This is a genomic window from Azospirillum brasilense (assembly GCF_007827815.1).
In the GTDB taxonomy this organism is placed as follows: Bacteria; Pseudomonadota; Alphaproteobacteria; order Azospirillales; family Azospirillaceae; genus Azospirillum; species Azospirillum brasilense_C.
This window is the reverse complement of the sequence record NZ_VITH01000022.1, coordinates 21,509-34,072: the sequence shown is the minus strand read 5'-3', so window position 1 is coordinate 34,072 and position 12,564 is coordinate 21,509. Positions and strand designations below refer to the sequence as shown.

Here is a 12,564-nt window from a genome sequence, read left to right as displayed (position 1 = left end):
GCCGCAAGCGGCGCGCCGCAGCGGGGCAAAACCATGGATTGAATCCGGCGGCCCGGTAAGCACACGATGCGCAGAGCAGTCATGAAACCCCGTGCGGATTGGCGTCCGGGGCTCCGCAAATACCCCTACGGCGTTCGCGCCATGAGCGCCGGCGCCTTCTGGCGCGAGGACGTGCGGTACGAGTTCTCCGCCCACCAGATCGACCTGATCGAAAGCGTCGCGGATGAGCTGCACACCATGCTGCGCGAGGCGCTGCGCGCGACGGTGGACGGTCGGGCGCTGGCCCGGCTGGGGGTGCGCGGCGGCGTGGCGCGGCTTCTGGAATCCTCCTGGAACGACTACTGGGCCGCGGGCCGACTGAACGAGCGGGCCGGCGCGCTGATCGGGCGGCTGACGCTGGCCTATGACGGGCGCGATTCGGTCAAGCTGCTGGCCTGCAACTACGACACGCCGGAGGGGTTGTTCGCCGCCTCGATCATCCAGCGCAACTGGCGCGAGGCCCTGATGGCCGACGCCAACCAGTTCAACGGCCTGCACGAGGGGCTGGTGGAGCGCTGGGAGGAGCTGGCCGCGGGCATGCCGGGCCGCGGACTCCTCCATCTGGCCTGCGCCACCCCCGACCCGATGCGCGAGAGCGAGCTGGTCTATCTGGCCGCCACCGCGGCGGAGGCCGGGATCGCCACGCATCTGCTGCCGCTGCAGAGCCTGGGCTGGGACGGCCAGCGCTTCATCGACGACGAGGGGCGGCCCGCCTCCTGGCTCGCCAAGATCTACCCGTGGCAGGGGCTGGCCGACGACGCCTTCCTGCAGAAGCTGCGGATGGGCGGCATGAGCATGCTGTCGCCGCTGTGGTGCTGGCCGATGTCGAACCACGGGCTGCTGGCGACGCTCTGGGCGCTCTACCCGCGCCACCCGAACCTGTGCCGCGCCGCGCTGGACCCCGAGGAGCTGGCCGGTTGCGACGCCGTGACGGAGCGCAGCCTGTTCGGGCTGGACGACGCCGCCCAGCGCATGACCGCGCACGGCAGCATCGTTTCGGACACCGGCAGCGCCGAGTATCCGGGCGGACGGGTGTGGCTGGAAACCCCGCCGATCTTCGAGGAGGAGGGCGTCCACGCGCTCCTGCACTGCTGGATCATCGGGGACAAGTGCCTGGGCATGTCGGTCCGCGAGTCCGCGGACCCGCGGGTCGGCTCCGACGCGGCAATGGTGCCGCACATCTTCCGCGGCTGACGCGCCTTTCCAAAGGCGGGCGGAGCCGCCTGAGGAGCGGATTGAGCCCGCCCCGTCTGTGAAGGGCAGGGCGGGCGTGTCGATTGCGATCCGCCGGGAAGCTCAGCGGCCTCGGCCGGGGGCGAAGGGGTTGGGCAACGGCGAGCCGAAGGCCGCCCGGCGGGCGTCCCGCCACGCGACGTCGTTGCCGACGCCGCTGTGGGTGGCCGACACCGACACCACCTGGCTCTGGTGGCGCAGCCAGCCGCGCAGCTTCTCCTCGAACCGCTGGGCGTCCTGAGTGTCCGCAACCTCCAGTTCCATCGTCATCTGCAACTCGGTCTTCATGGCGTTCCTCCTGTGGACCGTTCCGTTGAGCAAACAGCCGGGCGTGTCACTGGTGCCGAAAAAACAGAAAAGGGCGGGGAACTTTCCCCGCCCTGCGCCGCAGAACCGCTGATGCGATGGCCGTCGATGCGCTGCGCGCCGCCGTTCACTTCCCTTCGGGCTTCGCCGGGCGGGCCGGCTTGGCGATGCTGGCGATCTGCTTCTGCAGGTCGTCGATCTGCTTCTGCAGTTCCTCGTAGGTGTGGGCGGCCGCGACCGCACCGTTGGGCGGAGCGGCGGACGGACCGGGAGCCGCCGGGCGGGGCGGGGGGGCGGGGTGCTCGCCGGGCTGCCCGTCCTCAGCGCCGCCGAAGGGCGAGAACATGCGCATGGCCCGTTCGAACATCGCCATGTTCTGCTTGCCGACCTCTTCCAGCCGGCCGAAGGGGAACATGCCGCCCAGCGTGTTCTGGAAATAGTCGCGCATCTGCTCCTGGTTGCGCGAGAACGACTGCATCGAATATTCGAGGTAGCGTGGCACCATCCACTGCATGTTGTCGCCGTAGAAGCCGATGAGCTGGCGCAGGAAGCTGATCGGCAGCAGGTTCTGGCCCTTGCTCTCCTCCTCCACGATGATCTGCGTCAGCACCGAGCGGGTAATGTCCTCCCCGGTCTTCGCGTCATAGACCACAAAGTCGAGGCCGTCCTTGACCATCTGACAGAGATGGTCGAGCGTCACGTAGCTGCTGGTCGCCGTGTTGTAGAGCCGCCGGTTGGCGTACTTCTTGATCGTGATCGTCGCGGACTTCTGGTCTTCCTTGTCGGCCATCGCTGTTTCTTTCAAGAAGGGTCGTGCGGCGGGTATGTTCCAGATATAAGGACTACTCGAAGGAATGCACCCTGTCCAGTGCTGTGCCGCAGCGCTGCGACCCCAGGTGGACATCCCCCCGATAATTCGGGATTCGCGACATTTTTGATCGGTCCTTCGCGGCTCTGGTCAAGCGCACCGCCTCCCCCATATACTCCCGGCCATGGCCGAATCGTCCGAATCCGACATCCCGTCCCTGGAAACGCTCGCGCAACGGTACCTCGACCTGTGGCAGGAACAATGGGCGGCCTGCGCCGCCGATCCCGAGATGGCCGATGCCGCCGCCCGCCTGTTCCAGATGATGGCGCAGGGCGCCGCGGCGATGGCGCCCTTCGTCCTGGGGCCGGGCGGTTTCGCCTACAGCAGCGCGCCGGGCACCGGCTGGAATCCGACGCCGGCCCCGTCCCAGCCAGCCTCATCCCAGCCGTCCTCCGAGGGAGAACCGCGTGACCGGGGACAACGCCACGATCCCCCCGCACCCCACACCACGGCTGGGGCCGCGGCCCCTGGCGCTGCATCTGGCGACGGTGGCGGCGACGCTGCTCAGCTCCTCCGCCGCATTGCCGCACTTGAGGAACGGCTCGCTGCCATGGAAGCCGCATCTGCGGGAACGGGCGGAGGACCTGCGCCGACGGATCGCCGCAACCGACGCGGACGCGTTCGCCCAGGCGGTTGACCGGGAGGTCCGCCGCCAGCTCTCGCTCGCCTTGACGGGGATCGAGCGCTACCGCCGCCATCCCTACCGCCGCGACCTTCCCGACCCGCCCGTGCTATGGACGGAAGGGGCGTCCCGGCTGCTCGACTACGGCGCCCTCGGCCCGGCGACCGGCGCGCCGGTGCTGTTCGTGCCGTCGCTGGTCAACCGCCATTACATCCTCGACCTGTCGGCGCGCAAAAGCCTGATGCGCTGGCTGGCCGCGCAGGGGCTGCGCCCCTTCCTGATCGACTGGGGCACGCCCGGCCCGCTGGAGCGGCGCTACAGCCTGACCGATTACATTGCCGGACGGCTGGAACGGGCCCTCGCCGCGGTGGTGGAGGCGGTGGGCCGGCCGGTTCCGGTGGTCGGCTACTGCATGGGTGGGCTGCTCGCCACCGCGCTGGCGCAGCGCCGCCCCAAGGAGGTCGCGGCGCTCGGCCTGCTCGCCACGCCCTGGGACTTCCACGCCGAGGACGCGGGCATGGCCCGCCGCGCCGCCGCCGTCTTCCAGCCTTTCGGCCCGCTGCTCGACGCCTGGGGGGAATTGCCGGTGGACGTGCTGCAGGGGCTGTTCGCCCAGCTCGACCCGCTGCTGGCGCTGAAGAAATTCTCGCAGTTCGCCCGCATGGATCCGGACAGCCGCGCCGCGCTCGCCTTCGTGTCGCTGGAGGACTGGCTGAACGACGGGGTGCCGCTGGTCGCCGGGGTCGCCCGCGACACGCTGGCCGGCTGGTACGGGCGCAACGACACGGCGCGCGGCGAATGGCTGGTCGCCGGCCTGCCGGTCGAGCCGGCGCGGCTGCGGATGCCGGTCCTGGCGCTGATCCCGGAACGCGACCGCATCGTTCCGCCGTCCTCGGCGGTGGCCCTGGCAAGATCAATCGACCGCGCGCAAATGATCAGGCCGCCGCTCGGTCATATTGGCATGGTGGTCAGCGCCGGAGCCGAAACAGGCGTCTGGCGACCCCTGGCCGAATGGCTTAGTGCGGCAGGATAACCGCAGCCAGTCAGGTGTCTTGCATTGCGGGAAATCCGCGCATAAGGTTTTTCCCACTCCGTGCGGCCCACTGACACGATAATAAAACTGACAAAATCTGAGGAGCGTCAACATGACCGAGGTTGTGATCGCCAGCGCAGCGCGTACTCCCATTGGCAGCTTCAACGGGGCGCTCAGCAGCGTGCCGGCCCATTACCTGGGTGAGATCGCCATCCGCGAAGCGCTGAGCCGCGCCAAGACCGACGCCGCGGAGGTGACCGAGGTCATCCTGGGCCAGATCCTGACCGCCGGTCAGGGCCAGAACCCGGCCCGCCAGGCCGCCGTCAACGCCGGCATCCCGGCCTCCGCCACCGCCTTCGGCATCAACCAGCTCTGCGGTTCGGGTCTGCGCTCGGTCGCGCTCGGCTACCAGGCGATCCGCAACGGCGACGCCGAGGTGATGGTCGTCGGCGGCCAGGAGAGCATGAGCCAGGCCCCGCACGTCATGCATCTGCGCAACGGCGTGAAGATGGGCGCCGCCGAGATGCTCGACACCATGCTGAAGGACGGCCTGATGGACGCCTTCAAGGGCTACCACATGGGCACGACGGCCGAGAACGTCGCCCAGAAGTGGCAGCTGACCCGCGAGGAGCAGGACGTCTTCGCCGCCGCCTCGCAGCAGAAGGCCGAGGCCGCCCAGAAGTCGGGCCGCTTCAAGGACGAGATCATCCCGGTCACCATCAAGGGCCGCAAGGGCGACATCATCGTCGCCGACGACGAGTATCCGAAGCACGGCACCACCGCGGAATCGCTGGCCAAGCTGCGTCCGGCCTTCTCCAAGGAGGGCACGGTGACCGCGGGCAACGCGTCGGGCATCAACGACGGCGCCGCCGCGCTGGTCCTGATGACCGCCGAGAACGCCGCCCGCCGCGGCCTGACCCCGCTGGCCCGCATCGTCTCCTGGGCGACCGCCGGCGTCGATCCGGCGATCATGGGCACCGGCCCGATCCCGGCCTCCCGCCTCGCGCTGGAGAAGGCCGGCTGGAAGCACGAGGACCTGGACCTGATCGAGGCGAACGAGGCTTTCGCCGCGCAGGCCCTGGCCGTGAACAAGGACCTTGGCTGGGACACCTCCAAGGTCAACGTCAACGGCGGCGCCATCGCGCTCGGCCACCCGGTCGGCGCGTCCGGCGCCCGCGTCCTGACCACCCTGCTCTATGAGATGCAGAAGCGCGACGCCAAGAAGGGCCTCGCCACCTTGTGCATCGGCGGCGGCATGGGCATCGCCCTCACCGTCGAGCGGGGCTGATGACAAGCGGGCCGTTCCCTCCGGGGTGCGGCCCGTTTCGTATGTGTGCCTACAGAAACCCATAAAGAATCCAACATCAAGCTCTGGGGGAGGAGCCAATGGCTCGAGTTGCAGTCGTCACGGGCGGAACGCGCGGTATCGGCGAAGCCATCTCCGTCGCGTTGAAGAACGCCGGCTATGTCGTCGCCGCCAACTACGCCGGCAACGATGAGAAGGCGAAGGAATTCTCGGCCCGCACGGGCATCGCGGTCTACAAGTTCGACGTGTCGGACTTCGACGCCGTGAAGGATGGCATCGCGAAGATCACCGCCGAACTCGGGCCGGTGGACGTGGTGGTGAACAACGCGGGCATCACCCGCGACGGCGTGATCCACCGCATGACCCCGCAGCAGTGGAACGACGTCATCGCGACGAACCTCACCTCCTGCTTCAATCTCTGCCGCAACGTCATCGACGGCATGCGCGAGCGCGGCTTCGGCCGCATCGTCAACATCGGCTCGGTGAACGGTCAGGCCGGCCAGTACGGTCAGGTGAACTACGCCGCCGCCAAGTCGGGCATCCACGGCTTCACCAAGGCGCTGGCCCAGGAGGGTGCTGCCAAGGGTGTCACCGTCAACGCCATCGCGCCGGGCTACATCGACACCGACATGGTGCGCGCGGTGCCGCCCAACGTGCTGGAGAAGATCGTCGCCCGCATCCCGGTCGGCCGTCTCGGCAAGGCCGAGGAGATCGCTCGCGGCGTGCTGTTCCTGGTCGGCGACGACGCCGGCTTCATCACCGGCTCGACCCTGTCGATCAACGGCGGCCAGCACATGTACTGATCGGCCGGTGCCTTGACTCCCGGGTCTGCGGACCCGTTTGAAGCGACACGAAGCCTTCGCCCCTCTCCCGCCACCGCGGGGGAGGGGTTTTTCTTTTCCTCGCTCCCAAACGGCCGACTGGCCTGGGGGCGCAATTCATTTTGAGTTGCACCGCAAAAAATAGAGAACTCTTATAAACTATATACATACTCCTATATGCACGCTTTAGGTGTGGACTCAAACGACCGAAAAAATTAAAACTGAATTCGAGAAATCTTCGAGTTCATACAGGCCAAGAAATGAAAAAACGAACTGCGGGAATTGCGACCCTTCGTGTTGCCGTCTTGACGCTGGCGTTGGCTGGTTGCGCGACGGCGGACCAGCACAGGGCGGCTGTGGCGAACAATTCAAATGATCGGGTGACGGTCGGAACGGTCCAGCGCGAAATTCGCGTCGGCATGTCTTCCGCGGACGTCGTTCAGGTCCTGGGTTCGCCGAACATGGTGACCACGGACGAGCAGCGGCGTGAAAGCTGGGTCTACGACAAAATCTCGACGGAAACGGCCTACTCCACGTCCCAGGGAGGCGTTTCCGCTCTGGTCCTTGGCGGCGTCCTGGGGCCGGCCGGACTCCTGGGGGCGGGGGTTTCGCCGGGCTATGGTGAGGCCAGCGGTGCGAAGTCCGTAACGCAGCGCACTCTGACGATCATCATAAAGTTCGACAACGCTCAGCGCGTTCGGGACTTTGCCTATCGCACGTCGAGCTTCTGAGCGGGGGCCTTGTGATGAAGAAGACGATCGCGGCAACTTTGGCTGCCGCCTTTCTCATGTCCGGTTGCCAGCAGACCATTCCCAAGGAAGCCCTCCAGCTTTCCCATGAGAGCCTGCAGCAGCGGCAAATGCAGACGCGTCGCTTCGACACCAGTGAAGAAGCCAAACTGCTTCAGGCGAGCGCGGCGGTCATCCAGGACCTTGGCTTCACCATTGACGAGAGCACGGTTCCCGCCGGTCTGATCGTCGGTTCCAAAGACCGCGACGCGACCGAGGCCGGGCAGGTTGCCGGCGCGGTCGTCATGGCCGTCCTGTTCGGTGCAAACGCGATGCAGTTCGACACCAAACAGAAAATCCGCGTCAGCCTCGTGACGCGACCCATTGACGATCAGAAGACGGCCGTCCGGGTCACGTTCCAACGCATTGTCTGGAACAACCACAACGTGGTGTCGAAGATCGAAGGGCTGACCGATCCGGTGATGTATCAGCAGTTCTTTGACAAGCTCTCCCAATCCGTGTTCCTGACGGCCAACGAGATTTGATGATCATGAAGAAGTTTTTTGCTTTTCCGATGATCGCCCTGGCGATGACCGTCAGCGCCTGTCAGACGGATTCGCGCAGCCAGGTCCTCGAAACCTCCAAATCGCAGGTTCAGGTTCGGTCTTATCAGACGCGGGCCTACGACACCACCGACCAGCAGAAGATGCTGCGCACCATCATCGCGACGCTTCAGGATCTCGGCTTCGTGGTGGACAAGGCGGACGCGACGCTCGGTACGGTCAGCGCCACGAAGCTGGACGGCTATCTCCTGCGGATCACGGTGACCACGCGGGCTCGCGGCACCACGCAGACGCTCGTCCGGGCCAACGCCCAGTACAACATCATGCCCGTGGAAGATCCGGCGCCCTACCAGAGCTTTTTCGACGCCCTGTCCAAGGCGATGTTCCTGGAGGGGCATCAGGTCGACGCCTGATCACCGCCGGCGGCGGCCTTCATCATGGTGGAGGCTGCCGCACCGGGAACCCGAAAAAGCGAAACCCCCGCGCGGGGGGCGGGGGTTTCAGCGGCTGTGCCAGGACATCCGCAATGGTTGAGCCGTCTCAACGGCAATGTTCAGAAATGTGTGGCCGAACAGGTCGGCTTCCTCAAGTAAGCGCAGGTGGACTCATGATGATCACACCCTCCTGGCTACGGGAACATTTGCTGTGATGAGAAGCTGGCTTTTGGGCCAACTTGATGCGGTGTCCACCGCGTCTTCACCTCAACCAGTGTTGCTCTGAGAGATAGCCTGCTCTTCCTGGCGGGGGTTGTCAATACCCGAACTGCGGTCCTGTTGCCGCTTGATGACGGGTTTTTGACGTCACTTGAACTGGAAGCCGACCGGCCTCTTGTCGTCCAGCGAGACCACCGCGCAGCCGCCCAGCGCCGGGCCGACCGACAGCTCGCCGTAGGCGGTGACCGCCCCTTCCTCCTTCAGGCGGCCGACGAAGCCGCCGCCATCGCTGCGGGCGACCCAGGCGAAGGGGATCCAGGTCTGGCGCACCGGCTGGCCGCCGGCGCGGACCACCGCGGTGAAGGCGTCGGCGGTCGGGGTGCCCGGCGGGAAGACGGCGAGCACCGTGCCGCCGTCCTCCTCGTTGAGAGCCGCCTGCTTCAGCGCCACCCCCGTCACCGCCGCCCAGACGACCAGCGCCAGCGCGCCGAGCGCCAGCGCGAAGCCGTGGCCGAAGCCGGGAGAGGAGGCGGGCGCCGGGTTCGTCATGACCGTCAGGCCTTCGCTTCCGCCGCCAGGGCGGGGGCGGGCTTCTCGGCGATCGGCCAGTTCACCACCGCGGCGGCAAAGGCCAGGGCCACGCTGGCCCACCACACCATGTCGTAGGAGCCGATGCGCTCGTACAGCACGCCGCCCAGCCACACGCCGAGGAAGCCGCCCACCTGATGGCTGAGGAAGGCGAAGCCGTAGAGCATGCCGAGATAGCGCGTGCCGAACATCAGAACGACGAGGCCGGAGGTCGGCGGCACCGTGGACAGCCAGAGCAGGCCCATCGCCGCGGCGTAGAGGATCACCGAAACCGGGGTGACCGGCAGCAGGATGAAGAGCGCCGTGCACAAGCCGCGCAGCGTGTAGTTGGCGCAGAGCAGCAGGCGCTTGCTCATCTTGCCGCCCAGCACGCCCGACATGTAGGAGCCGACGACGTTGAACAGCCCGATCAGCGCCATCGCCCAGGAGGCGAGGCCGGGGCTGATCCCGGCGGCGGTCAGATAGGGCGGCAGGTGCGTGGTGATGAAGGCGAGCTGGAAGCCGCAGACGAAGAAGCCGGTGACCAGCAGCACGTAGCTGCGGTGCTTGAAGGCCTGCCGGATCGTCGCGGCGAAGCCGATGTCGGCCCCGGTGACGGCCTGCGCGCTCTTCGACCCGGCCGCCCCGGCGAAGGAGGAGGCGAGCACCGGGATCATCAGCATCGAGGCGCCGAACAGGATCAGCGCCGTCTGCCAGCCGTAGGCGGCGATGAAGGCTTGGCCGGTGGGGGCGAACAGGAACTGGCCCATCGAGCCGGCGGCGGTGGCGACGCCCATCGACCAGCTCCGCTTCTCCGGCGGGACGATGCGGCTGAAGCCGGCGATGACGATGCCGAAGGACGCCCCGGCCAGACCCAGACCGATCAGCAGGCCGGAGCTGAGATGCAGCATCAGCGGCGTGTCGGCGTAGGGCATCAGCGCCAGCCCCAGCGCGTAGAGAACGCCGCTGATCCCCAGCACCAGCGCCGGGCCGTAGCGGTCGCAGAGCGCGCCGGCGAAGGGGGTGCCGATGCCCCAGACCAGATTCTGGATGGCGATCGACAGGGCGAAGACGTCGCGGCCCCAGCCGTGCGTCTCCGACAGCGGTGCAGTGAACAGGCCCATGCTGGACCGCGGGCCGAACGCCAGCATGGCGATCAGGCAGCCGCAGGCGACGACGAATCCCGGCGTCCGCCAGGAGCGGGGCGACGGCGCCCCGCCCACCCGGTTGCTGGTGTCCAAGTTATCCTCCCTCGGCGCGGGCTGTGGCCGGTGCGGCAACGCTGGCCCGCGTCTCATCAGGGTCACACGATAAGCGTGCGCCGGGCGTGCAGCAAATTCACAATGGGAAAGAAGGTTATTCGGCCGCGGAATGGCAGGGCAGGGGCAGAGGCGCCTCTTCCGCCGGGGGCAGCAGGTCCAGCAGGCTGTCCTCCAGCGCGTCGAAGACGGGGCCGATGCGCCCGGTGAAGCGGCCGCGCAGCAGCCAAACCGCGACGGTCAGCGCGAAGTCCGGGCACTCCAGCGGCCGCACCTGCGTGGCGTGCAGCGTCGGGGCGATGAGCCGCAGCGGCGCCAGCCCGAACCCGACGCCGCGGGCGACCAGGGACAGCAGCAGCGACTGGTCGAACCCCTCCACCGTGACGTTCAGCGCCGGTCCGTGCTGAGCCATCGCCCGGCCCATGGCGGTCCGGTACTGGCAGCCCTCGGGCTGGAGCACCCAGCCCACCGCGTTCATCGCCGGCAGGGTCCAGTCCCGCTGGCCGGCCAGCTCGGCCGACGCGACGATCCGCACCGGCTCGCGTGAGATGCAGACGGCGTCCAGGTCGTCCGGCGGCGTCTGGGCGTCGTGGGTCAGCACCAGCGCGCCGTCCAGCGTGCCGTTGCGCACCTGTTCGACCAGCGGCGTGCTCCAGTCCGAATGCAGGCGGATGGTCAGGCCGGGGAAGGCGGCGCGCAGCCGGTCCAGCGGATGGTGCGCGGCAATGGCGCTCAGCACATGGGCCACGCCCAGCCGCAGCAGCCCCTTGGGCTGGGCGGCCCCGGCGAAGGCGTCCGACAGCTCGTCCGTCGCCTTCAGCACCCGGTGCGCGTGGGCCAGCGCCATCTCGCCGTCGCGGGTCAGGGCCAGCGGCTTGGTCTGGCGGTCGAACAGCGGCACGCCGAGCTCCGCCTCCAGCCGCTGGATCAGGCGCGAGACGGCGGACTGGGTCAGCCCCAGCCGGTGCGCGGCCTCCTGCACCGACTGGGCTTCGGCCACGGCGACGAAGGTGCGGATCTCGTTGAGCTTCATGGCGGCGTCCGGGGCGGCGGTTCGTTCGGCCTCTTGGCCACTGGTATCCGACTGTCCCCCTGGGTTAGCGTCGGGTCAAGCGCAACGAGGAGCAACCATGTCCAGCACACCCCCCGCCGACCGTTCCGGCCGTGAATACCCCGACCGTCCCTGGGTGGGGGTGGGCGCCGTGGTGTGGCGCGGCGACCGGGTGCTGCTGATCCGCCGGGGCCGTCCGCCGCGCATGGGGCAGTGGAGCCTGCCGGGCGGCGCCCAGTCGGTGGGCGAGACGGTGTTCGAGACGGCGGTGCGCGAGGTGCTGGAGGAAACCGGCCTGCACGTCGTGCCGACCGAGGTGGTCACGGTGGTGGACGCCATGACGCTCGACGACACCGGAGCCGTCCAGTACCACTACACCATCGTCGAGGTGGCGGCGGAGAGCCCGGAGGGCGAGGCGGTCTGCGCCGACGATGCCCTGGAGGCGCGCTGGGCCACCATTGAGGAGGCCGCGGAACTGACCGAATGGGACGAGACGGAGCGGGTCATCCGCCTGTCGGCGTCGCGGCGAGCCGCCGGATGAAGTCGGGGACCTGCGCCGTGTCCAGGGGCTTGGCCAGCAGATAGCCCTGGATGCGGTCGCAGCGGTAGGCGCGCAGGTAAAGAAGCTCGTCGTTGGTCTCCACCCCCTCGGCGATCGCCTGCATCCCCAGCGCATGGGCGAGGTCGATGATGGCGCGCACGATGGCGGCGGCGTCGCGGTCCTGGACCATAGCCTGCGTGAAGTGCTTGTCGATCTTCAGCGCCTCCACCGGCACGCGGCGCAGCAGGGACAGCGAGGAATAGCCCGTCCCGAAATCGTCCAGCACCAGCCGCACCCCGGCGCCGCGCAACTGCGTCAGCACCTCGCGCGAGGACTCGCTGTGCTCGAACAGGGCGGTTTCGGTCAGTTCCAGCTTCAGGTTGGCGGCGGGCAGGCCGGTTTCGGCGAGGATGCCCAGGACGGTGCGGGCGAAGCCGGGGTCCTGCAACTGCCGCGCCGACAGGTTCACCGCCACCGGCACGTCGGCGATGCCGTCCTGCATCCAGCCCGCGGCGGTCTCGCAGGCGCGGCGCACCGTCCATTCGCCGAGAATGTGGATGGCGTCGCTGGTCTCCGCCATGGGAATGAAGACGTCGGGCGGGATCACCGTTCCGTCGTCGAGCCGCCAGCGCGACAGCGCCTCGAACCCGGTCAGACGGCCGCTGTGGGTGTCGGCCTGCGGCTGGAAGGCGAGGCGCAGCTCGCCATGCCGGATGGCGTCGCGGACGCGGTCGGAGAAGGTGCCGGCACCCGGCGCGATGGCACCCGGCGCGACGGTCGCGTTCTGGTTCACCGCCATATCCCCTCCGGTCCGGCCCTCGGTTGTCGCCCATCCAATGGGACTTAACAGCCGAAACGAGGCTTGTTAACCATATCTCAGGGGTATTTAAGCGGTTTTTCCAGTTTTACGAAAGGGTTAACGGATTTCTCGACGGTGATAAGATTGGGTGTTGTTAACCCCTTCTCCCTCGCAG

14 protein-coding genes are annotated in these 12,564 nt (G+C 67.9%); 8 read left to right on the top strand and 6 right to left on the bottom strand.

Annotated features, from left to right (window positions below; all coding sequences use genetic code 11):
- Positions 1-81: 81 nt before the first annotated feature.
- Positions 82-1,233, top strand: a complete 1,152-nt coding sequence (locus FBZ83_RS29110; RefSeq protein WP_145690240.1) for a glutathionylspermidine synthase family protein — start codon at positions 82-84, stop codon at positions 1,231-1,233.
- A gap of 102 nt (positions 1,234-1,335) precedes the next feature.
- On the opposite strand, the gene FBZ83_RS29105 is transcribed toward FBZ83_RS29110, so the two are convergent.
- Positions 1,336-1,560: a hypothetical protein gene (locus tag FBZ83_RS29105; RefSeq protein ID WP_145690239.1), complete on the bottom strand. Its 225-nt coding sequence runs from the start codon at positions 1,558-1,560 to the stop codon at positions 1,336-1,338.
- Positions 1,561-1,705: 145 nt separating this feature from the next.
- On the bottom strand, positions 1,706-2,368 hold the full coding sequence (phaR, locus tag FBZ83_RS29100) for a polyhydroxyalkanoate synthesis repressor PhaR (protein ID WP_145690238.1): 663 nt from the start codon (positions 2,366-2,368) through the stop codon (positions 1,706-1,708).
- Positions 2,369-2,853: 485 nt separating this feature from the next.
- Here phaR and FBZ83_RS29095 point away from each other — a divergent pair, with 485 nt between their 5' ends.
- The 6 genes from FBZ83_RS29095 (at position 2,854) to FBZ83_RS29070 (ending at position 7,932) form a co-directional block, all read left to right on the top strand.
- A complete protein-coding gene (locus FBZ83_RS29095; protein ID WP_145690237.1) occupies positions 2,854-4,101 on the top strand; it encodes an alpha/beta fold hydrolase in 1,248 nt (415 codons plus the stop codon).
- Between the two features lie 112 nt (positions 4,102-4,213).
- Positions 4,214-5,389 carry an acetyl-CoA C-acetyltransferase gene (locus FBZ83_RS29090; RefSeq protein ID WP_040138003.1) on the top strand — a complete coding sequence of 392 codons (1,176 nt, stop codon included), beginning with the start codon at positions 4,214-4,216 and terminating at the stop codon, positions 5,387-5,389.
- Between the two features lie 98 nt (positions 5,390-5,487).
- On the top strand, positions 5,488-6,210 hold the full coding sequence (gene phbB / locus FBZ83_RS29085) for an acetoacetyl-CoA reductase (protein ID WP_119510469.1): 723 nt from the start codon (positions 5,488-5,490) through the stop codon (positions 6,208-6,210).
- Positions 6,211-6,488: 278 nt separating this feature from the next.
- On the top strand, positions 6,489-6,959 hold the full coding sequence (locus FBZ83_RS29080) for a hypothetical protein (protein ID WP_145690236.1): 471 nt from the start codon (positions 6,489-6,491) through the stop codon (positions 6,957-6,959).
- A 14-nt stretch (positions 6,960-6,973) separates the two neighbouring features.
- Complete coding sequence (locus FBZ83_RS29075) at positions 6,974-7,501, top strand: hypothetical protein (protein ID WP_145690235.1); 528 nt, start codon at positions 6,974-6,976, stop codon at positions 7,499-7,501.
- 5 nt (positions 7,502-7,506) lie between these two features.
- Positions 7,507-7,932 (top strand): hypothetical protein, encoded by a 426-nt coding sequence (locus FBZ83_RS29070; protein ID WP_145690234.1) that lies wholly within the window; start codon positions 7,507-7,509, stop codon positions 7,930-7,932.
- A 387-nt stretch (positions 7,933-8,319) separates the two neighbouring features.
- Here FBZ83_RS29070 and FBZ83_RS29065 read toward each other — a convergent pair whose 3' ends face one another.
- The 3 genes from FBZ83_RS29065 to FBZ83_RS29055 all read right to left on the bottom strand — a co-directional run bounded on the left by FBZ83_RS29065 (position 8,320) and on the right by FBZ83_RS29055 (position 11,031).
- Entirely contained in the window at positions 8,320-8,721 is a 402-nt protein-coding gene (locus FBZ83_RS29065; protein WP_145690233.1) for a hypothetical protein, read from the bottom strand.
- A 5-nt stretch (positions 8,722-8,726) separates the two neighbouring features.
- The gene (locus tag FBZ83_RS29060; RefSeq protein WP_186466221.1) at positions 8,727-9,980 is read right to left on the bottom strand and encodes an MFS transporter; all 1,254 of its coding nucleotides are present in this window, start codon (positions 9,978-9,980) and stop codon (positions 8,727-8,729) included.
- 115 nt (positions 9,981-10,095) lie between these two features.
- Positions 10,096-11,031 (bottom strand): LysR family transcriptional regulator, encoded by a 936-nt coding sequence (locus FBZ83_RS29055; RefSeq protein ID WP_145690232.1) that lies wholly within the window; start codon positions 11,029-11,031, stop codon positions 10,096-10,098.
- 97 nt (positions 11,032-11,128) lie between these two features.
- Here FBZ83_RS29055 and FBZ83_RS29050 point away from each other — a divergent pair, with 97 nt between their 5' ends.
- Positions 11,129-11,590, top strand: a complete 462-nt coding sequence (locus FBZ83_RS29050; protein ID WP_145690231.1) for an NUDIX hydrolase — start codon at positions 11,129-11,131, stop codon at positions 11,588-11,590.
- Here the strand turns inward: FBZ83_RS29050 and FBZ83_RS29045 are convergent.
- Complete coding sequence (locus FBZ83_RS29045; protein WP_145690230.1) at positions 11,553-12,389, bottom strand: putative bifunctional diguanylate cyclase/phosphodiesterase; 837 nt, start codon at positions 12,387-12,389, stop codon at positions 11,553-11,555. The genes FBZ83_RS29050 and FBZ83_RS29045 overlap by 38 nt on opposite strands.
- Positions 12,390-12,564: the final 175 nt, after the last annotated feature.